The 20,656-nt window shown below is 40.7% G+C and carries 17 protein-coding genes; 6 read left to right on the top strand and 11 right to left on the bottom strand.

What is annotated here, in order from left to right; genetic code table 11:
* Positions 1-3: 3 nt before the first annotated feature.
* Complete coding sequence (locus Q4546_RS04685) at positions 4-411, top strand: hypothetical protein (RefSeq protein ID WP_102438181.1); 408 nt, start codon at positions 4-6, stop codon at positions 409-411.
* A 156-nt stretch (positions 412-567) separates the two neighbouring features.
* Here the strand turns inward: Q4546_RS04685 and Q4546_RS04680 are convergent, their stop codons facing one another.
* From Q4546_RS04680 to Q4546_RS04640, 9 genes are all read right to left on the bottom strand, one after another.
* On the bottom strand, positions 568-900 hold the full coding sequence (locus Q4546_RS04680) for a YdbL family protein (protein ID WP_102476248.1): 333 nt from the start codon (positions 898-900) through the stop codon (positions 568-570).
* Between the two features lie 17 nt (positions 901-917).
* Entirely contained in the window at positions 918-1,100 is a 183-nt protein-coding gene (locus Q4546_RS04675) for a YnbE family lipoprotein (RefSeq protein WP_241901002.1), read from the bottom strand.
* 27 nt (positions 1,101-1,127) lie between these two features.
* Entirely contained in the window at positions 1,128-4,364 is a 3,237-nt protein-coding gene (locus Q4546_RS04670) for a YdbH domain-containing protein (RefSeq protein ID WP_303445792.1), read from the bottom strand.
* Positions 4,365-4,569: 205 nt separating this feature from the next.
* Positions 4,570-5,415, bottom strand: coding sequence for a D-hexose-6-phosphate mutarotase (locus Q4546_RS04665; protein WP_102438173.1), 846 nt, complete (start codon positions 5,413-5,415; stop codon positions 4,570-4,572).
* A 189-nt stretch (positions 5,416-5,604) separates the two neighbouring features.
* Positions 5,605-6,246 (bottom strand): DUF938 domain-containing protein, encoded by a 642-nt coding sequence (locus Q4546_RS04660; protein WP_102438171.1) that lies wholly within the window; start codon positions 6,244-6,246, stop codon positions 5,605-5,607.
* Positions 6,216-6,878, bottom strand: a complete 663-nt coding sequence (locus tag Q4546_RS04655) for a response regulator transcription factor (RefSeq protein WP_076537614.1) — start codon at positions 6,876-6,878, stop codon at positions 6,216-6,218. Before Q4546_RS04655 ends, Q4546_RS04660 begins: the two co-directional genes overlap by 31 nt.
* A gap of 288 nt (positions 6,879-7,166) precedes the next feature.
* Complete coding sequence (locus Q4546_RS04650; protein WP_102438169.1) at positions 7,167-7,601, bottom strand: acyl-CoA thioesterase; 435 nt, start codon at positions 7,599-7,601, stop codon at positions 7,167-7,169.
* A 203-nt stretch (positions 7,602-7,804) separates the two neighbouring features.
* A complete protein-coding gene (locus tag Q4546_RS04645; RefSeq protein ID WP_198589282.1) occupies positions 7,805-8,416 on the bottom strand; it encodes a histidine phosphatase family protein in 612 nt (203 codons plus the stop codon).
* Between the two features lie 392 nt (positions 8,417-8,808).
* Positions 8,809-9,888 carry a TonB family protein gene (locus tag Q4546_RS04640; protein ID WP_303445791.1) on the bottom strand — a complete coding sequence of 360 codons (1,080 nt, stop codon included), beginning with the start codon at positions 9,886-9,888 and terminating at the stop codon, positions 8,809-8,811.
* Positions 9,889-10,175: 287 nt separating this feature from the next.
* Between Q4546_RS04640 and Q4546_RS04635 the strand changes: the two genes are divergently transcribed.
* Positions 10,176-11,456, top strand: coding sequence for an HD-GYP domain-containing protein (locus tag Q4546_RS04635; protein ID WP_303445790.1), 1,281 nt, complete (start codon positions 10,176-10,178; stop codon positions 11,454-11,456).
* A 78-nt stretch (positions 11,457-11,534) separates the two neighbouring features.
* Here Q4546_RS04635 and Q4546_RS04630 read toward each other — a convergent pair whose 3' ends face one another.
* Both Q4546_RS04630 and Q4546_RS04625 read right to left on the bottom strand, forming a co-directional pair.
* Positions 11,535-12,599: a 3-deoxy-7-phosphoheptulonate synthase gene (locus Q4546_RS04630; protein WP_102436529.1), complete on the bottom strand. Its 1,065-nt coding sequence runs from the start codon at positions 12,597-12,599 to the stop codon at positions 11,535-11,537.
* 192 nt (positions 12,600-12,791) lie between these two features.
* Positions 12,792-13,610 (bottom strand): pyruvate, water dikinase regulatory protein, encoded by an 819-nt coding sequence (locus Q4546_RS04625; protein ID WP_102476252.1) that lies wholly within the window; start codon positions 13,608-13,610, stop codon positions 12,792-12,794.
* A 124-nt stretch (positions 13,611-13,734) separates the two neighbouring features.
* On the opposite strand from Q4546_RS04625, the gene ppsA reads away from it, so the two are divergent.
* From ppsA to Q4546_RS04605, 4 genes are all read left to right on the top strand, one after another.
* A complete protein-coding gene (ppsA, locus tag Q4546_RS04620; protein WP_303445788.1) occupies positions 13,735-16,104 on the top strand; it encodes a phosphoenolpyruvate synthase in 2,370 nt (789 codons plus the stop codon).
* A gap of 115 nt (positions 16,105-16,219) precedes the next feature.
* Complete coding sequence (locus Q4546_RS04615; RefSeq protein WP_303445787.1) at positions 16,220-19,297, top strand: FAD-binding and (Fe-S)-binding domain-containing protein; 3,078 nt, start codon at positions 16,220-16,222, stop codon at positions 19,295-19,297.
* Positions 19,290-19,730, top strand: a complete 441-nt coding sequence (locus Q4546_RS04610; RefSeq protein ID WP_303445786.1) for a DUF1285 domain-containing protein — start codon at positions 19,290-19,292, stop codon at positions 19,728-19,730. Before Q4546_RS04615 ends, Q4546_RS04610 begins: the two co-directional genes overlap by 8 nt.
* Before the next feature lie 329 nt (positions 19,731-20,059).
* A complete protein-coding gene (locus tag Q4546_RS04605; RefSeq protein ID WP_102436521.1) occupies positions 20,060-20,476 on the top strand; it encodes a MarR family winged helix-turn-helix transcriptional regulator in 417 nt (138 codons plus the stop codon).
* The last annotated feature ends 180 nt before the right edge of the window (positions 20,477-20,656 follow it).

Here is a 20,656-nt window from a genome sequence, read left to right as displayed (position 1 = left end):
AGTATGTTTAAAAAAGGATATCAGTTCGCCGCTGCGATCACGTTAGTTGCCACTAGCTTAAGCGTACAGGCGCAAGATAAAGCTGAAGCCGCATTTACTAATGAATTAGTCCAATGTGCCGCATATTATCAAATTAGCTCTAGCATGATTATGGGTATGAATGCGCCGCAGATGAAACCGGTTGGTGAAAGATTGAAAACATCAGCAGTTGAAGCTGAAAAATTAGCCGCGGGCTACTTAAGTGCCGAAAAGGCGGCTAAAGCGGTCACAGAAGCGAAAAACCAGCAGCTTGCCAGTTTACAAGGCCAAAGCGGCTTAGGTCCGTTAATGAATAAATACAAAGAAGTGTGTAAAAAAGCGGTGTTAGACCCTAAGGCGCGTCTCGATTACTGGGCAATGGTGACTATGTAATTTTAAGTTTGCGGCGCGCCAAGGTATTTTAAACCAAGGCGCGTTAGTTTTGTTAAAGTCTGAGCTAGTACATATAATGCAATTATCCCTCATGCAGTTAATTCTCATACCAAGCTCCAAGCCATAATCGATCGACTGAAATCGGTATTTAGTCATTTATTTTTGAGTCCATTTCCCTTTAGCTGTTTGGATAAAATGACTTTTTCTGGCTGCGGCAATGGCTTTTTGCGCGGCTCTTGCAGCGACATCTTCAGTGGATAATTTATTCTTTTTGGCAATTTTTTGATAATGTAGCTTTCGCTTACTATTTACCTCAGTTATTAATGTTTTTGCGTCGTTATCATTGACCACCAAACCAAGATAACCATTAGTTTGCTCACCAACTAATCCTTGGTCTTTAGCTTGTTGCAATGTCAACGCAGCTACATTTGAACTCAGTGTTAACCCTAGAAGTAACGTTAAAACTAAAGCCATGATTTTTGTGTTCATTATTGCTTCCTTATTGATTAAAACAGCTCATCATCTTCTAAAAGAATATCGAGCTCTTTATCGATTTTTATAATGATTTCATGCTCAATTTTTACATTAAGATTAATGACAATAGGCTTATCTGGTGGCTCAATTTTAACGGTTGGGGTACAGGCGCCTATCAGCAGTACTGATGCGGCAATAAGAAATATTCGGTAAATCGACTGAGTGTTCACAAAGGTGTCCTTTTACTTCACGGAACGTTCAATATCATTTTGCAGTTGGTTACCAATCTGCGTGCTTTTGTATAATTGAAATAGGTTCTCTTCATGAGAGTAGTTCAAATGAATAGGTCGTTCAATATCTTTGCTTTGTCCTTTTACTTGAACGGCTAATTGGGCATCGCCATTTTGTTGCATATCAAGTGTGCTTATTAGCTCGGAATACTGCAAGTGTTCTAATGCTTGCGCCACTATCTCTAAATGAGGTTGGCTTGCTTTCACTTGCTCAAGTGCTGGGTTATTAGAGACTTTGATTAAGCCGCCAGGGGCTCGGGCGGCTAAATGGCCTCCGGCAATATTAATTTTTCCATCAACTAAAGTCGCGGGTAAGACTCCGTCAAAGATCCCATCGGCATATACGCCTACTTGAGGCTGTGCTGCCAGTAAGGTTTGTAAACTAATGCCGTTAAGCATCAAATAGCCTTCTGACTTATCGTGTAATTTTAAAAAAAACTCAGGTATTAAAAACTCGCCATCCAGTAAATTGCCCCGTGCTGTTAAGTTGACGTCTGTATCACTTAAACCTGTGATTTCTTGTAACCAGTTCTTGGCAGGTATTTGCTCATTTTTACCTAATGAAATATCGGCTTTGAGATTGAGTTCATCTAAGTTTATGCCGACATAGGCGTTAGCAATGTTTAGCTCAGTTTGTTGACACAATAATCGACTTTGGCTGTAGGTTTTTGTTAATAATTGTGAGCTATGGGCTTGTTGCCAGTTAAATTGGCATTGGGCATTGATACTGCCATTATCAAAAAACATTTCGTTGTACTGCGCCTCAACATCAGAGAGTGACTGAGTAAATTTCATTTCAAATAAGGATACCCCTTGGCTTTCAACAAGGGCAAAACCAGCATCCAATTTATTATGGCCTGCAATGGATAAATCACTCGGCAGCATTTGAGTTTGCGCTAACACTCCAAGCAGAGGGGCTAAATCAGAGTCAGTGTGCCACTGACCGGCTAATGATAAAGGGTTATTATTTTTAGGTAGTTGCAGTAGGTGGTAGCTCGATAGTGCTAGCTCATCAAGTTGCCAAAGCTCTTTACCTGTGAGCAGCTGGCTGTGTAACTGCAGGTTTTGTTCAAGGGTTAAGCTGTCTAATCGCAGTAGTGGATAGCGGCGCAGTTTTGATTTAGTCGGGATCAATTTATCGATGCGGATATCGTTTAATTGCCAGATTAAATCACTGCTATTGCGCTGATTTAATAATGACGTAAGTAAGCTTGGTTGGCTTTTGATGTCATTAGTTGAATTGTTACTAGCTAGATTCTTAGGCTGGTTCATACTTGAAGGTAAGAGCTTTGAGGTTAATTCATCCACGGGTAACGTCGCTGGCATAAATAACTCAATTGCTTGTTTAGCATCAACAGCAAATTGGCCTAAATGTATTTCAAGCGATTCTTTGGCGTTAATCGTATCAGTTGCTGTGCTTACATCTTGAAGATGAAACTTATCAAATCCGAATGAGAAGTCATTGAGCTTTATTTGGCTGCCGTCAATGGTTGAACTAAGCTCGCTAGCCCCTTGTTGTTGCCAGTTAAGTCCCTCAAAGGCGATAAGTTTGTTGGCAGATATTAAGCTTAAATCACTAAGCTGTAATTGAGCGTTTTGTTTGAGGCTAACTTTGGTTGTGGGGTGATTTTGACTTAGCTGATGCTCAACAGCTAATTGGCCTGTTAAGCTTGCGCCATCAATAATTAAAGTACTGTCGACATTATCTAAGTGACTTAAATCAATTGGTTTAACTTGGTTGATATCAACATTTATTGCGCTTTTTACTTGGTAGTTTTCATTAGCAATAGCGGCGCTGTTATCAGTAAAAATGAGCTGAGTAGTAAGCAGTGGATGGGCTATTTGTGCATTGAATGAAGCTATATGTAAATCATAATGGCTATTTGAGTTTGGGCTATCGTTAGCCAGTGTGATATCCATGTAAGTCGGTGAGTTAAACGCCAAAGACCAGTCAATAGTGGCGTCACCCTTAGGTAATCCTGTATTTGTCTCGGCGCTAAGCTTAGCAACTTGAGTCAGTAATGACTGTATATTGTTCTCACTTTGGTTTTTTTCGAGATTTTGGCGATCTTCGACTTTTTGATTTACGTTGGCAACGCTATCTGCACGATTACCTTGAATATCATTTAAGTAACCGCTGAGTTTTATAAGCGCCTTTGGGCTGGTGGATTGCTGCCACGAAAACGGCGCTAAAGAAATTGATACCCGCTGATTAGCATTATGTGTATCTTGTGGCTGATAATTAACCTCGAGGCTGATGGGCATTTCAGGTTTAAAGCTAATAGTACTATTAACGTTATTGTCAGCAGTTGGCGCGATTTCAATATTGCTAATTTCGTGATGACTGCTGATTGACCCACTTGGTAAATCTAATCGTGTTTGCCCTAACCAGTTGCCATTAAATTGATAATTTGCCGCTGAAATAGGCGTTATTACAGGGGCTAAAGCTTGGGATAATAGTTGTAATCCCTGCTGTTCATCTGTATTCGTGGTGGCCGTTATTCTCTGAGTCACTGACTGTTCCAGCAATTGCAGGCTTTGGAGCACTTTATTGATATCGACATCGGAATTAAGCTGCCACTCACGTGGATTTAGGCTTAGCGCAATATCAATAAACTCTTGCTGCATAAGCAACAGCTTACCTGTCAGTATTGTTGAAGTTGAAGTAGCAAAAGATGTAGCAGCGCTTTTTTTACGACTTGTTTGATTAACTGCTATGTTTTGATTTTGACCACTGGCAGCAAGGCTTAAATTATGCGCCTCGATTAACGGCTGAGTTAAGTCTTTATCATCAGCCCAGTAAATATTTATCTTAGCCAGCTCAATGAACGGCAAATGATTGATACTCAGGCCGACATCAGCGTCAGTTGTTGCTTGGTTATCTTTACCCACAAAACGGCGCTTAAGAAATGAATAACCTAAGTTAACATCAATTCTTTCTACTGTAACAGCCTCAAAATCTTGTATTGTCAGAGCCATGTTTTTTAATGCGCCATAGCCATCGACTAATCTTAGCTCGGCATTGTGTAAGCTAATTACACTATCTTCATACTCAAGGGAGATAAATTTAAAATTGAGTTTATTAACAGTATCAAAGCTAACCGCGAGATCTTTAACCTGAATATCATAAGCCGAGGTGAGGGTGTTAAGTACTTTTAAGGCGATAGGGCGAAAATTTTGTTGCAGCACAAGCAAGCCTAATGCAATAGTAAAAAAGCATAGGATAAAGAATCGTTTAACAGTAAAAAGGCGAACTGTCATTTGGGCTGAGTAGTCTTTTAAGATATTGATTGTAAGCTAGTTTATCACAGCAGTTTACTCGCTGATATCACCCTGTTAACAACAGCAGGTTAAGCTGTGCTATTAACAGGGAAATAACTGATGCAAATTATGCTTATCGCCAGCGAATGTGGGTTGTGAGGGTATGACTTTCACCTGCTTGCAAGTGAACTTCATCTTCTAATACGTTAGCCGCTTCAAGGCAAACCATAGTGAGATAGTCATTATCATTAAAGCGAGATAAACGCTGGGACTTATCAATCCACGGATTCCATAACACCGCAGACTGGCTGTTTTCACGGCTGACTTCAATATCACCAGCTGCAGTATGCAGTACCTGGGTTTGTGCTAAACCTGTATAAACTCGGTCAGTTTCACGGTCAAATAACACGTCGTCAGACTCTTGGGCAAAAGGGCCTTTGGCAAATTCTATGTATTTGGAATCTTTAAAGCCTGAGGCTTTAAGTTGATGAATATCCTCAATAGGAAAATAACTGTGCAATGCTTGGGTAAAGTTAATTGGGTAATCAGCATTGTTTTTATTCACTATGCTGACAGTTAACGTTTCAGACAGTGAAAATAATACACTTACCTCAGTATCATGTGGCCAATACTGTTGCTGCTCGGCTGAAACTTTCAAGGTAAACACTAAATCAACAATTTGATTGCGCATTTTAACGGATGCTAAAGACCATAAACTGGTGCGGGCAAAACCATGCTGCGGGAAACCTTCAATGTCACTGGCACCAAACCATGGCCAACATATTGGAATGCCGCCGCGAATACCGTTACCCGGCTGATAATCATCAGCATCAGAGACCCATAACAAAGGCGCTTTATCTTTGGGCTGGAAAAAATCTATTTGAGCCCCTTGATGAAATATACGTGCCTGACAAAGTGGGGTATTAACTTCGACAAATTCCAAACCGTTTGGGTGTTTTTTAGTGGTAACCGAACCCATAATGCGTGTTCCTTGTTGTAGATATCGTTAGAGAAATAACTAAGCTCTAGCTTACAAAGTTTTGCGACATAACTTAAGCTATTTGGGCTTTGATTTTATGGTTTTAGTGTTCGGCAAAAGCGATAAGCAATAATGCTAATGTTGCCGAGATTAAGTATTAAGTGATGCGCTTTAATATAATCATTTAATTTAGCTGCGGCTGAAATGTAATAAGCGATTATTGGCCGGCATTGAGGTGTCGGCTTGTAAGCTTAGGCCTTGATCGCTTGCAAGTGATGTTATCCACTCTATATCTCTAATACCGCTTTGAGGGTTATTTTGCTTAAGCCACATATCAAATTGCGCATTACTGTCGCTACTAAATTGACCTTGATAATTAAACGGCCCATAAATTGCGACATTAGCATGTAAATTAAGATATTGCCCTAAGCCTTCAAAAAAGGCGACTACCATAGATTCGCTCATAATGTGAAGAGTATTGGCGCTAAATAAACCATCAATGTTTGTCGCAATTTGTGCACTTGGCCAAGCCTTGGTGACATCAAGTTCGATTGCGGCTAGTAGGTTTTCAGGACCTTCAATGTGGATGCGGCTATTAAGCTGGGCTAAGTAATCACTTTGATCGCTAGCTTGCCAGATTAAGTGAGGTAAATGTTTAGCAAAATAAACACAATGCTGACCAGTACCACTGCCGATTTCTAATACTTGTGTTGAACTTGAAAAAACCGACTTTAACTCAGTTAAAATCGGTTTTTTATTATTTTCACAAGCTTGGGAAAACGGCAGTTGAGAGAGTTCGCTTAAGATAGGTCGACCTTTTCCATTTCTAATTGCTGCAATGCGATAACTGCTTGGGTGCGGTTTCTCACCCCGAGTTTACGAAATATTGCTGTGGCATGGGCCTTAATTGTTGCTTCAGATACACCAAAGTCATAGGCGATTTGCTTATTGAGTAAGCCTTCTGCAAACATTTGCAATACCCGATATTGCTGCGGGGTTAAGTCTGAAAGCTTACTGGCCATTTGGCTTGAAGGATCATCAGAAACGGGGAGTACTTCAGTTCCTTTAGGCAGCCAAATATCTCCTTGAAGAACGCCATCAAGGGCTTCTTTAAGGGTATCCATAGATGCCGACTTAGGAATAAAGCCTGAGCTACCGTAATGAATAGCACGACTGATGGTTTGGATATCTTCGTGAGCTGAAATCACCACCACAGGAATGTCAGGGTAATGGCCACGTAAATGTATTAGCGTAGAGTACCCATGGGATCCCGGCATTTGAAGATCAAGTAAAATGAGGTCAAGCTCACTGGCTTTATCATCAAGTATATGTTGCAGCGCTTCAGCACTGTCTGCTTCAAACCAATTGGTACCTTGAAAGGCATTACTTAACGCTTGTCTTAATGCATTTCGAAATAATGGATGGTCATCGGCAATAATTATATTTAAGTTATGTAGCTTCATGGCTTTTTAATAGTCTTGTTTGCACGTGAAGAAGATTTAATGTAACAGATAAGTAAGATAAAATTCTAGGGTTTATCAAATACAAAGCGGCAAACGAACAATTTAACTCATTATTTTAGACTTTTGTCTAATAAGCTTATGGGTTAAAGGCATGATTGTACGTAAAAACAGAAAGTAACGGAGCGAAAGAGTCATTCCGTTACTTAAACCTGCTTTTTGATAAGCAACTCGCCATTGAATAGGGTCAATCACGATTTATGATGGGCAGTTTTTTATAGCAATTTGAGTTTATGGCCACACTTGAGTTGGAGCGCGCTGCTCATCAACGGCGACGAATGTAAATACCCCGCGTATGGCATGCTCACGCTTGTCTTGATACATATCTTCAAGGAATATATTCACTTCAACTTTAATTGATGTGTTACCGACGTGGATAACGCGGGCAATTAACTCAGCTAAGCTACCTGCCGGTATCGCTTTTTTAAAATCAATGCGATCAGAACTAACAGTAACTAAAGACTTACGGCAAAAACGGGTGGCCGCAATAAAGGCGGTTTCATCCATCCACGCCAATGCATCGCCACCAAAAAGGGTGTTGTGATGGTTGGTATTGGAAGGGAAAATTGCTTTAATCACTCGCGACTCTGATTGTTCGATTCGCTTAGCGACATCTTCATGAAAACTAAGCTGTGATGTGATTTCTGTTTGACTAGTGGAGGGCATATAACGACCTAATATTATGCTTTTATGTGGCGGCTTCGCCAAGGTGGCGCGATTATACGTTTAAGCGGGAATAAAGGGTAGCTGTGCGAGGGAGTAGTAGCCTTAGATTAGCAAAGTTTAATTAATAATATGCACAAGTTTCATGAGCCTCTAACTTGTTTTAGGTTAAATCAACAAGGCCAATAACACAGGTCTTTAGTAGGCTAATACTTTAGCAATGTGGTACTAACCTGCGCTGCTGGTTTTTCTGAACTGCTTGGGGCAAATATCGTTACTATATATAAACGGTCAAATTCAGATTTTTCATTAATCTCAGTGCCGGGTTCGCCGCCCAGTAAATTCACCAGTTTAGGGGTGGTATTGCTGTGTCCAACCACTAATACCTTAGCGCCACTATTAAGCTGTAATTGGCTGGCAAATTCAGCTAACTCTCTGGGATTATAGTAACTGATTTTGAGGTATTGTGAGTTAGCTGTTGGCAGCGCTGTTTGCTCTGTGCGCTGGTATTGAGTGCTATAAACGGCATCAAGCTTAATTGCTGATAAGGTATTCGCTAAAGCAAGGGCGCGATTTTTACCTTGTTCTGTTAATTGTGGATCTTCACCAGTTTGTTTTTCACCATGGCGAACCAAAAAAATGGTGCTGGTTTTATGGGACGTTGATGCGCTAGCGTTAGACATAGCAGGAGTATTATGGCTATTTACCGCGGCGTTTTTTTCATTGGCTGTGGCGAGAATTGGCGAACTTAATCCAATGAAAATTATCGATATGATGCTTAACTGAAATATAATTTTTACTGAAGGGTAGCTCATCATTTTATTATCGCTTTTCGGGGGGAGTTGTTGATTAAGTAATTAACGAGAGTCGCTTAATATTAGTCACTTAACCTTAGTCAAGTAACATGAGTCACCTTACATTAGTCAAATAACATGAGTCACTTTACCTTAGTAAAGTAACATGAGTCACTTAACTTTAGTAAAGTAACATGAGTCACTTAACTTTAGTAAAGTAACATGAGGCACTTAACCTTAGTAAAGTAACATGAGTCACTTAACTTTAGTAAAGTAACATGAGTCACTTAACTTTAGTCACTTAACATTAGACTAGGACAGCAATTAACGAGACTATTATTACTGTCTTAGCCTAGATAAATAACTCAAGTGGCTAGCGATGGCTGACTTTAAAGAACAGTAGAATGTCCAATAATTTATCCGATGGAAAAATCTAGTTGCAGGGTGGTTTCTGCTTCAACGGGTTTGCCATCAACAAATTTTGGCGCATAACGCCATTTCTCAAGTGCTTTTAATGCTTCTATTTCAAAGGATTTCCCACCCTTGGATTTTATCACTTTAGGATTGGTGACAAAGCCATTTTTATCAATCGTTAATGACAATTGAACTAAGCCTTCTTTTCGTTGAATCAGCTTTGATCTGGGATAATTAGGGTTAGATCTAAATAGTGGTGTTTGCTCTTGATTAGCTTCCCATGGCGTCATATTTCCAATGGCTACGCAATGCTCGGTAGCCTTGGTTGGCTCATCTTGCAAGCTGTAAATTTCAACTAATTTAGCGTGAGCACTTAACTCGAAGGGATGGTCATAATCGAGCACGCTGTACTCTTTAATGGCTTGTAAAAGTTTAGTTTCAGCTTCAGAGTATTGTTTTTCCCAAAGTAATACTGAGCCGAGCAGATAGGTAGCATCGACTCTATCTGCAGAATTAGCCGGTAAATGCTGCACGTATATCGTTTCAGCATCAATTAGAAATTGCTTAACTCTAGAAGTATAAAACTCAGTATTCACCAAGCGTTTAAATGCCAGCATCAAGGTTTTAGCATGTAATAGTGGATTGCCAGAGTCTTCACTAATATTTATTGCTTCATTGAGTAAAGATCTTGCTTGTTTGTTATTTGTAGTGGCATCGGCCAATAAGGTGAGTGGATCAATTAATTCTATATCGTCAATGGCGTCACCATTGGTACGATAAATATCTAAGGCTAATTGGTAAAAAGTCATTGCTTGTGATTTTTGCGCGTTTTTAGTTAACGCAGTAGCTAAATTTAAGGCTAAATTAGCGCTATTAATATTATCCTCGCCAAATTTGAGCTTACCTAAATCAAACGCTAACCGGGCATATTGTAGCTCTAACACCGCATCACTATTTTCTAATGCTAAATTATAATCTTTAAATGCAGTATTAAAATCGCTGTTAGCAGCCAAAGATGTCACAGGCAAAAGTAAGCTACTAACAAGTACAGCTATGGTTTTAAGAGATGATGATGATTTCATGTAAATCCTTTTAAATAATCAATATTTTGTGCTTGATATTTTCCTTTAAGCTGGCAGTTTTTTTTACCTGAGTCAAACTTGCAAGCTGCTAGCGGCAAAAACATTGAGCTCATGGGGCAATAATTGTTTAAGGCTGTGGCGGCAAATCTATTTATAGGTAACAGGTTTTTATCGGCAATTTATGTTGCTATTCCCGCTATCTCTACAATACTTAAAGCTTAAAGCATCATATTTTTGTTTTAAAAAGGCAAGGTTGGTTGTTCCAATGAACGATTCAAGGATGAAGTATGTCACCATTTGCAGGCTTGTTAAGAGAGCTCACCGCATCAAATGAATCATTATGCATTTGGCGTAAAGAGGTATTTGACCGGATATTTACCACGTTAGCCTTCCTTTGTATTCCCGTTTACTTTACTAGTGTTTATTTGTGTATTGTTCAAGGCTTATGGCCGATGGCGATCTTTAATACTGTGGTTTATGCCACCTTATTGCTGATTATTTATAAAAACAACTTAGCAAATAGACTGCGATTCATCATTGGTTGCTTACTTGCCTATATGATTGGAACAGGCTTCTTACTGGCGATAGGCCCAAGTGGTGCCGGTTTTTTCTGGTTATTTCTTTTTCCTCCATTAACAGGGGTGTTATTAGGTCGTAATGCCAGTTATTGGGCGCAAATACTCAATGCCATGTCGTTAGTTATTGTCGGTATTTGCGGTCATTATAATTGGTTGCCTTGGCCGAGTATTGAAGGCTACAACAGTATTATTTGGGCGGTTGTATGCATGAATTTTGTGGCAGCTAATGCCATTCTTACGCTTTCTGTCAGTTATTTATTAGAAAAATTATTCAGTTCGTTACAGACAACATTAACTTCAAGAAGAGCAACTGTGATTGGTTTAGCTAAATTGGCAGAATATCGCGACAATGAAACAGGCGCTCATTTATTACGTATGCAGCACTATGCCGCGTTATTGGCAAGCCAAAGAGGGTTAGACAAAGATGCGCCTAATGAGTTAACTGGCTCATTTGTAGAAGAAATAACTCTGTCAGCTGTATTACATGATATTGGTAAAGTGGGGATTTCCGATGCTATTTTATTAAAACCGGGTCGACTAACCCCTGAAGAGTTTGAAAATATTAAAGCTCACCCAGTGATTGGCGCAGAAGTGTTAGATTCTCTAATTGAATTTGCGCCTCAATGCAGTTTTATAAAAATGGGCCGTGATATTGCTGGTGGGCATCATGAAAAGTGGGATGGCAGTGGTTACCCTAAAGGGCTAAAAGGTCTCGAGATCCCATTGTCTGCAAGAATAGTCGCGCTAGTGGATGTGTACGATGCGCTGACTTCACCACGGTGTTACAAAAAGCCCTTTAGTCATTATGAAGCGGTAAGAGTGATAGTTGCAGGAAAGGGCAAACATTTTGATCCAAGGTTGGTTGAGAGCTTTATGAGCGTACATGAACAATTTCAGCAATTATCATTAAGCTCATTAGATGACGATCCCGCTTATACCAATGTTCCTTGTTTACAAGCAGTGGAGCCGTCGGCACAAAAAGTGAGTTAACGTCAGTACAAGTTAAAGCGATAAAAAAACCAGTTAGGTTACCCTAACTGGCTTTTTTATAAGTTAATACTTGAGCCGTTATTTGGCTAAAAGTGCTTTACGTTCTTTAGAGGCTTGGGCTAAATCACGTAATAATTTTTCTGAGTCTTCCCAATGCAGGCAAGCATCAGTGATACTTTGACCGTATGTTAATGGCTGGCCTTCAACGACTTTCTGGTTGCCTTCAATCATAAAGCTTTCTGCCATAATCCCTGCAACCGCAGTGCTGCCAGCGCGCATTTGCGCCATGATGCTATCAGCAACTTTTAGCTGGTTTTTATGTTTTTTCTCACTATTACCATGGCTAAAATCAACCACCATACGTTGGGTTACGCCAACGGTTTCGAGCTGGGCGCGGACGATTTCAACATCTTCGGCTGAATAGTTCGGGGTTTTACCACCACGTAAAATGATATGGCCATACGGGTTACCGTGTGTACGATAAACTGCCATAGCACCATCTTTATCTGGTGAATAGAATATATGTGGTACTTGGGCGGCGCGAACAGCATCGACTGCAATATTAATGTTGCCGTCAGTACCGTTTTTAAAGCCAACAGGGCAAGATAAAGCCGACGCCATCTCACGGTGAATTTGGCTTTCAGTGGTGCGGGCACCAATAGCGCCCCAGGTAATTAAATCGGCAATATATTGACCATTGACCATATCTAAAAACTCAGTGGCAATAGGCAGTTTTAATTCAGTGATTTGCTGAAGTAAATGACGCGCCATACGTAAGCCTTTGTTTGGGCTAAAACTACCATCAAGATCAGGGTCTGAGATTAATCCTTTCCAGCCAACAATCGTACGTGGCTTTTCAAAATAAACCCGCATTACGATACATAAGTCGTCTTTTAACTCATGGTGAAGTTTTGCTAAACGCTGGGCGTAATCTAATGCCGCTTCAGTATCATGGATTGAACAAGGCCCGATGATGACCAATAAACGTTGATCTTCGCCAGCAATAATGGCTTCAACTTCATGACGTTGCTCAACTAAATAATCGGCAGCATCTTGCGTAAGTGGATATTCAGATGCGAGTTGCGCAGGAGAAATAACCTTACATAAAAGGGATGTACGTAGTTCGTCTGTTTTAATAGTCATTCACTTTACCGAGCATGTTTGCGATGAATTAACATCATATTGCTCGGGATTATAACTAATTAGCAGGCGTTAGACACGGACAAATCATGCAGGTTTTTGAACTGATATCATTTTATTCACATAAGTTAGCCGAAAATGTTATGAATTTCACATTTTCGGCTTAACAGTTAAATAACCACAGCGACATTAAAATTAAAACATGTGACGCTTCAGCCCGGTAATATCGAGGATTTTAGCTGAAATCTCTTCTACAGAATGAGATGTGGTATTAACAAACGGGATCCGTTCTTTTTTATACATCATTTCTACTTCTTTCACTTCAATCCGGCATTGTCTTAGTGATGAATAGCGGCTGTTTTCCATGCGGCCTTGGCGAATTTCATGTAAACGTTGGGGATCAATGGTTAAGCCAAATAATTTGGACTTATTACGTTTTAACGCTTCAGGTAACTTGAGATTATCCATGTCATCTTCAACAAAAGGGTAGTTTGCTGCTTTAATGCCAAATTGCATAGAAAGATACAAACTCGATGGCGTTTTACCGCAACGAGAAACACCTAGCAAAATAATGTCAGCTTTATCCATATGTTTCATGGTTTGACCGTCATCATTATCTAAAGTGAAATTAATCGCATCAATACGATTATCATAAGATTCGTTAGTCGTGCTTTTACCGTGAGTTCGGTTGATCACCGGCGCAGCTTTTATACCCAGTTGTTGTTCTAATGGCGAAACAAAGGTGTTCAAAAAATCATAATCTAAACCTTCACTGGAGAAAATAATATCGCGAATGTCGGAATTTACGATGGAATGGAACACAACGGGTCTTAAGCTTGTTGTAATAAAACTATCATTGATTTGTTGTTTTACCTTTTCAGCTTTAGCAATGCTGTCAACAAATGGAATTGTAAGTGCTTCAAAATCAACTGGAAATTGGGATAGGACAGCATGGCCAAATACTTCTGCTGTGATCGCGGTCCCATCTGAGATATAGAATACTTTTGGTGTCATTTCAGCCTCTTGTAGTAATAAAATTACAAATAAAATTATACATTTACGGTTGTTGAGGGGGAGTGTAGAATGCCTCTGCCCTCGTGTGAAGGGGCCATTGAAATAAACTTGTGGAGAGATAACTGTGCAGCAATACATACTCTGGTATCAAGAATTAGGCATGGGTGATGTAAACAAGGTTGGCGGCAAGAACGCGTCACTTGGTGAAATGATCAGTAACCTGGCTAATGCCGGTGTTCAAGTACCTGGCGGATTTGCGACTACATCTCATGCATTTAATGAGTTTCTAGAGCAAAGTGGTGTTAACCAGAAAATTTTCGACATCTTGGCAACCCTTGATGTTGATGATGTAAACGAACTTGCAAAAGTTGGTGCGCAGATCAGACAATGGGTTATCGACACCCCATTTCAACCAGAACTAGAAGATGCGATTCGTGAAGCTTACGAGCAACTTTCTAGCGAGACTCAAGAAGCTTCATTTGCAGTGCGTTCATCAGCAACAGCTGAAGATATGCCAGATGCTTCGTTTGCGGGTCAACAAGAAACTTTCCTAAACGTTAAAGGCTTTGAAGCTGTACTGCTTGCGATTAAGCATGTTTACGCATCGCTATTTAACGACCGCGCAATTTCCTATCGTGTTCACCAAGGTTACGAGCATCAAGGTGTGGCATTATCTGCTGGCGTACAACGCATGGTACGTTCAGATAAAGCGTCTTCTGGTGTGATGTTTACCATGGACACTGAATCAGGTAACAACGACGTTGTCTTTATCACTTCATCATTTGGTTTAGGTGAAATGGTAGTACAAGGCGCTGTTAACCCTGATGAATTCTATGTTCACAAACCAATTTTAGCGCAAGGGCATAAAGCCGTTGTGCGCCGTAATATCGGTAGCAAGATGATTCAGATGGTTTACTCTGATGATGCTTCTCACGGCAAGCAAGTTAAAATCGAAGATGTTGCAGCAGCTGAGCGCGGCACTTTCTCTATTAATGATGAAGAAGTGATGGAGCTTGCAAAGCAAGCGGTGATCATTGAACAACATTATGGCCGTGCAATGGATATCGAATGGGCAAAAGATGGCAACGACGGTAAGTTATATATCGTTCAAGCTCGTCCTGAAACTGTTCGTAGCCGTGAAGACGTGCAATTAATTGAACGCTACCACTTAAAATCCAAAGGTGCTGTTGTTTCAGAAGGACGCGCGATTGGTCATAAAATCGGTACTGGTGTAGCTAAAGTGCTAGCCTCTATCGAAGACATGGATCAAATCGAGCCAGGTGATGTACTCGTTACTGACATGACTGATCCAGATTGGGAACCTATCATGAAGCGCGCTAGCGCAATTGTCACTAACCGTGGTGGCCGAACTTGTCACGCAGCAATTATTGCGCGTGAGCTTGGTGTTCCTGCAGTTGTTGGTTGTGGTGATGTTACTGACAGTATCAAAAATGGCCAAGTAGTGACTGTATCTTGTTCTGAAGGCGATACCGGTTTCATCTACGATGGTAAGCAAGAGTTTGAAGTTATCACTAACCGTGTTGATACCTTGCCTGAACTACCAATGAAAATCATGATGAACGTCGGTAACCCTGATCGTGCATTTGATTTCGCCCGTTTACCTAACGAAGGTGTGGGACTTGCGCGTCTTGAGTTTATTATCAATCGCATGATTGGTATTCACCCTAAAGCGCTGCTTGAATTTAATTCACAACCTGCTGAGCTGCAGCAAGAAATCAATGAAATGATTGCAGGTTACGAATCACCAGTTGAGTACTATATTGCTCGTCTCGTTGAAGGTATCGCAACCATCGGTAGTGCGTTCTATCCTAAGAAAGTTATCGTACGTATGTCAGACTTTAAGTCTAACGAATACGCTAACCTTGTTGGTGGTGACCGTTACGAGCCTGAAGAAGAAAACCCAATGTTGGGCTTCCGTGGTGCTAGTCGTTATATCTCTGAATCGTTCCGTGACTGTTTTGCTCTAGAATGTGAAGCAATTAAACGTGTGCGTAATGATATGGGCCTTAAGAACGTTGAGATTATGATCCCATTCGTTCGTACCGTTGATGAAGCCGCGCAAGTTATCGAATTATTAAAAGAGCAAGGTTTAGAGCGTGGTAAAGATGGTTTACGCGTCATCATGATGTGTGAGTTACCGTCTAATGCATTATTAGCTGACCAATTCCTTGAGCATTTCGATGGTTTCTCTATCGGTTCTAACGATTTAACTCAATTAACTTTGGGTCTAGATCGCGATTCTGGCATTATCAGTCACTTATTCGATGAACGAAATGATGCTGTTAAAGCATTGCTTTCATTAGCGATTAAAGCGGCTAAAGCCAAAGGTGCTTATGTTGGTATTTGTGGCCAAGGCCCATCTGATCATGCAGATTTTGCACAATGGCTAGTAGAGCAAGGTATTGATACTGTGTCACTTAACCCTGATACAGTCATCGACACTTGGTTATATTTAGCAGAAGAACATGCTTAATATGCTTGAAAAGTTAGTTTTTAGTTAACTAATTTATCAACATGAACAAAAGCCGCTTTTAGCGGCTTTTTTTTTGTTTATAATGACTTTAAATTACTATAAACAGAAATTGACTATGTTACCGCTGCTATCACATCAACAGACGTTAGAACCAATTTACTTAAGCTTTCTTGATGCGCTCGAAGCATCTTCGTTTTCTGGCGAAATTGATAAACGTTATAGTGCGCGTTTAATTCAAGCGACCGACAATTCTGTTTACCAGTTTTTACCCCAAGCGGTTATTTATCCTCTCACTCAGGCGGATGTTGAGCTGGTGATGACATTAGCTGCAGACCCTCAATATAAACAAGTGACTTTTAGTGCCCGTGGTGGCGGTACTGGCACTAACGGACAATCACTGACCCACGGCTTAATACTTGATGTCTCAAGGCACATGAATCAAGTACTGGAAGTCAATGCAGAAGAAGGCTGGGTAAGAGTACAAGCTGGTGTGGTAAAAGATGCACTTAATGATGCCCTTAGGCCACATGGGTTCTTTTTCAGTCCAGATTTATCAACCTCTAATCGTGCAACGGTTGGCGGCATGGTCAGCACTGATGCATCGGGTGCGGGTTCACTGGTTTACGGTAAAACATCTGATCATGTCCTTGGCCTTACCAGCGTATTGGTTGATGGTAGTGTGCTTTCAAGCACACCAATAGCGGCAGATGAGGCGTTAAATCAGTCAGAGTCCCAATCCGTAAACACCAATAGCTTTGCTGCCAATATTATTAGCACGATTGCCAAGCGTTGCCGCGACAAGCGTGAGCTTATTCTAAAACAGTTTCCGCCATTAAATCGTTTTTTAACCGGATACGATCTAAAACATGTATGGAATGATGATTTAAGCCAATTTGATTTATCACGCATACTTGCAGGCTCTGAAGGTACACTGGCGGTATTAACAGAGGCCAAATTAAATATCACCCCATTGCCACATACGCGGATGATGGTAAATATTAAATATGACTCGTTTGAATCAGCATTGCGTCATGCACCATCATTGGTTGAAGCCAATGCTACCGTGGTCGAAACTATAGACTCAAAAGTGCTGAATTTGGCCCGTGAAGATATTATTTGGCACTCAGTGTCTCACCTCATTGAATCAGTACCCAATAAAACCATTGAAGGCCTCAATATGGTTGAATTCGCTGGGGATGAGGCTGATATTAGGCAAGGCATTGCTGCCCTTGAAAAAACACTGGCGGCACAATTGGCTAGCGAACAAGCTGGGGTTGTGGGTTATCAAATTACTGAAGATAAGCCCAGTATTAATAAAATTTACGCCATGCGTAAAAAAGCCGTAGGCTTGCTAGGCGCAACTAAAGGCCGCAGAAAACCACTGCCATTTGCCGAAGATACTGCCGTACCGCCAGAAAATTTAGCTGACTTTATCATGGAGTTTAGGGACTTATTAGATGGCCATAAATTGCAATATGGCATGTTTGGTCACGTTGATGCAGGAGTGCTGCATGTGCGTCCCGCGCTTGATATGTGCGATGAAGCGGATGAAAAGCTGCTAAAAGTGTTATCCGATCAAGTTGCTGAACTCACGCTTAAATATGGCGGTTTGATGTGGGGCGAACATGGTAAAGGGGTGCGTGGTGAATATGGACCAGCCGTATTTGGTGATGAACTATATGGCGAACTTGAAGAGGTTAAAGGCTTATTTGACCCTGACAATCGATTAAATCCGGGCAAACTAGTCGCGCCTAAAGGCAGTGGCCCAATGATGTTTAATGTTGATAGCGTTAAGCGCGGCACCTTTGATAGACAAATTCCGATTCAAGTCCGTGATGCATTTCCTGATGTAATGAATTGTAATGGTAATGGCTTATGTTTTAACTACAGTAGCTATTCGTTCATGTGTCCGTCATTTAAAGTTACCGGCGATCGGATCCATTCACCTAAAGGCCGAAGTGGCTTGATGCGGGAATGGTTAAGGCTGCTGGAGGCAGAGGGCGTTGATGTAGAGGCACTGGCTCAATCTAAACCTTTAAGCTTTATGCAGCGAGCGCAAAACAGCTTTCACATTGGCCGAGATTATGATTATTCACATGAAGTCATGGACTCGTTAAAAGGCTGTTTAGCCTGTAAAGCCTGTTCAGGGCAGTGCCCTGTTAAAGTGGATGTGCCTAAATTTCGCGCGCAATTTTTCAATATCTATTACAAACGATATATGCGCCCAGCAAAAGACTATTTAGTTGCAGGTATTGAAGACATGCTGCCGCTTATGGCTGCTATGCCAAAAGTAACCAATTTTGCCTCGCAAAATAAATTAAGTCAGTGGGTTATCAAAAAATCTATTGGTTATATAGATTCACCTGCATTATCAGTTCCCACATTAAAACAGCGTCTGGATGGCCATCCAAGCCGTGGTTATGATTTAGAGGCGCTGCAAAGTATTCCAACATCAGAGCGTGGCAATTATGTACTGGTGGTGCAAGATCCATTTAACAGTTTTTATGATGCTGAGCTGGTTTATCGTTTTATACAATTAATAGAAAAAATAGGTTTAAAGCCGGTGTTATTGCCGTTTAAACCCAATGGTAAACCATCACACATTAAAGGCTTTTTAGATAAATTTGCCGCGACTGCCAAATCAAGTGCAGACTTTTTAAATCAAGTTTATCAACTTGATATGCCGATGGTTGGCTTAGACCCTGCATTAGTGCTTTGTTATCGAGATGAATATCAAGAGGTGCTAGGGGCGCAGCGAGGCAATTTTGAAGTACTGTTAGCTAATGAGTGGTTAACCGATGCGATTCAACTCATGCCAGCGTTAGACAAAACCAGCGCGTCATTTAGTTGGTTTAGTCATTGTACTGAATCCACCGCAAAACCGGCTACGGCCAACGAATGGAAAGCGGTATTTAATCATTTTGGCGCTGAGTTTGAAATGATCAACGTGGGTTGCTGCGGTATGGCGGGCACCTATGGCCATGAACTGGATAATATGGGCCGCTCATCTAAGCTGTTTGCTATGTCTTGGCAGCCAACCTTAGACAGCATCGCTGAGAAAAGCCAAATATTGGTATCAGGCTATTCTTGCCGTAGCCAAGTGAAACGTTTTGCGGGCTTTAAGCCAAAACACCCAGTAGAAGCCTTACTTCAGTTACTGATTGCTGCCGATGAGCACGTTGCTAATGACTAAACATAAAAATGAAAAACCATTGAGTATTGCCAGTCAATTAGGTGCAGAAGTTGATTTATGTAGCACTGAGCCATTGTTTTATATTGACCATCATGGGGATTGGTTCTATTTAGCCAGTCCTTTACCGACAAAATTTGCTAAGCTTTTTGCCAGTGTGCTTCATTGTATTGATAATGAATATTTTCTTATCACCCCGGTTGAAAAGGTTAAAGTCAGCGTAGATAACCATGCAATTTTTATCGTTGACTATGAGCCGCTAGCAAATAATGGACTAACCTTAATAAGTAGCATTGGCACTGAGCATCAGATTGTTGATATTAAGGCTGTGAAACTATTAGAAAACACCATTGAAGTGCCCATTGAGCGAGGCATCATCGCTTGTTTGGGGCGGGCTTGCTATTACCGTTATATAAATCAGTTTGTAATAGATTGACTAAAAAAGCGGTCTTATACGTACAAAGAGGGTGAGGTGCTAATTGGCCTGTGTAGCAAGCTGTGGTATAACAAAGCAGCTCCGCAAGGGTTTACTGACTTACACGTTAACAAGCTTAATAAGTATAAAGATAAATAATATCAGTACTTAAGCCTGTTTATGTTAGTCACATCCGTTAGTGATAGCACCAATGATTAGTTGCAATTACATTTTTAGGGCAACATTGATTAACTTGGTTAGTTCTTTTACGCACCAGCCACCAAGTATTTTATGTTGATGATTAACTTTTGCGCTTAACTAAGGATTGATGAGCCTGTAGGAGTGGTTATATGAAACGATACGAAAGCCTATATTATCAAATCTCGCATCTTAATCTTACGCTGCAAAACGAGCTAGATGAACGCTTAAAACGTTACCAACTTGACGTTAAGCTTTGGCCTGTGCTGTTTTCACTGTGGCAAGAAGAGGGCATTAGCCAAACTGAACTGTCTAAAGTGTGTGATGTGGCTAATTACACTATGACTAGGCTATTAGATCAACTGCAAGTACAGGGTTATATCACTCGCCATCAAGAGTCTGATAACCGCCGCGCCTTTCAGATTTTTTTAACTGATGCCGGTAAGGCCTTAGAGCAAGATCTTATTGGTGAAGCTGAGTGGGTTAATCAAAAATGCCTAAGTGGCTTATCCTATGAAGAGCAACAAACTTTCATGAGATTATTAAATAAAATCAATAAGCCAGATTAACATCATTGTTTGGGGCTTATTGATCGTTAGGTTAAAGCGCCAACCTATAGCTAAAGCTTCTAGCTCTTTCATATATCTACACATGTAAAAATAACCCGCTAGCCATTAATACAGCTTGCGGGTTATTTATTAGCCATTATTTTTAGCTTGTAACTTTGTCTGAGAGCTATAGCCTAGTAA

Source organism: Shewanella sp. 4_MG-2023, assembly GCF_030548015.1.
Lineage (GTDB): Bacteria > Pseudomonadota > Gammaproteobacteria > Enterobacterales > Shewanellaceae > Shewanella.
This window is presented reverse-complemented; position numbering and strand designations above follow the sequence as displayed.

Excerpts from the sequence above, each read along its gene's own strand:
- Q4546_RS04685 (WP_102438181.1), top strand. The coding sequence starts at position 4 with ATGTTTAAAAAAGGATATCAGTTCGCCGCTGCGATCACGTTAGTTGCC.
- Q4546_RS04680 (WP_102476248.1), bottom strand. The coding sequence starts at position 900 with ATGAACACAAAAATCATGGCTTTAGTTTTAACGTTACTTCTAGGGTTA.
- Q4546_RS04665 (WP_102438173.1), bottom strand. The coding sequence starts at position 5,415 with ATGGGTTCGGTTACCACTAAAAAACACCCAAACGGTTTGGAATTTGTC.
- Q4546_RS04655 (WP_076537614.1), bottom strand. The coding sequence starts at position 6,878 with ATGAAGCTACATAACTTAAATATAATTATTGCCGATGACCATCCATTA.
- Q4546_RS04650 (WP_102438169.1), bottom strand. The coding sequence starts at position 7,601 with ATGCCCTCCACTAGTCAAACAGAAATCACATCACAGCTTAGTTTTCAT.
- Q4546_RS04645 (WP_198589282.1), bottom strand. The coding sequence starts at position 8,416 with ATGATGAGCTACCCTTCAGTAAAAATTATATTTCAGTTAAGCATCATA.
- Q4546_RS04640 (WP_303445791.1), bottom strand. The coding sequence starts at position 9,888 with ATGAAATCATCATCATCTCTTAAAACCATAGCTGTACTTGTTAGTAGC.
- Q4546_RS04635 (WP_303445790.1), top strand. The coding sequence starts at position 10,176 with ATGTCACCATTTGCAGGCTTGTTAAGAGAGCTCACCGCATCAAATGAA.
- Q4546_RS04630 (WP_102436529.1), bottom strand. The coding sequence starts at position 12,599 with ATGACTATTAAAACAGACGAACTACGTACATCCCTTTTATGTAAGGTT.
- Q4546_RS04625 (WP_102476252.1), bottom strand. The coding sequence starts at position 13,610 with ATGACACCAAAAGTATTCTATATCTCAGATGGGACCGCGATCACAGCA.
- Q4546_RS04615 (WP_303445787.1), top strand. The coding sequence starts at position 16,220 with ATGTTACCGCTGCTATCACATCAACAGACGTTAGAACCAATTTACTTA.
- Q4546_RS04610 (WP_303445786.1), top strand. The coding sequence starts at position 19,290 with ATGACTAAACATAAAAATGAAAAACCATTGAGTATTGCCAGTCAATTA.
- Q4546_RS04605 (WP_102436521.1), top strand. The coding sequence starts at position 20,060 with ATGAAACGATACGAAAGCCTATATTATCAAATCTCGCATCTTAATCTT.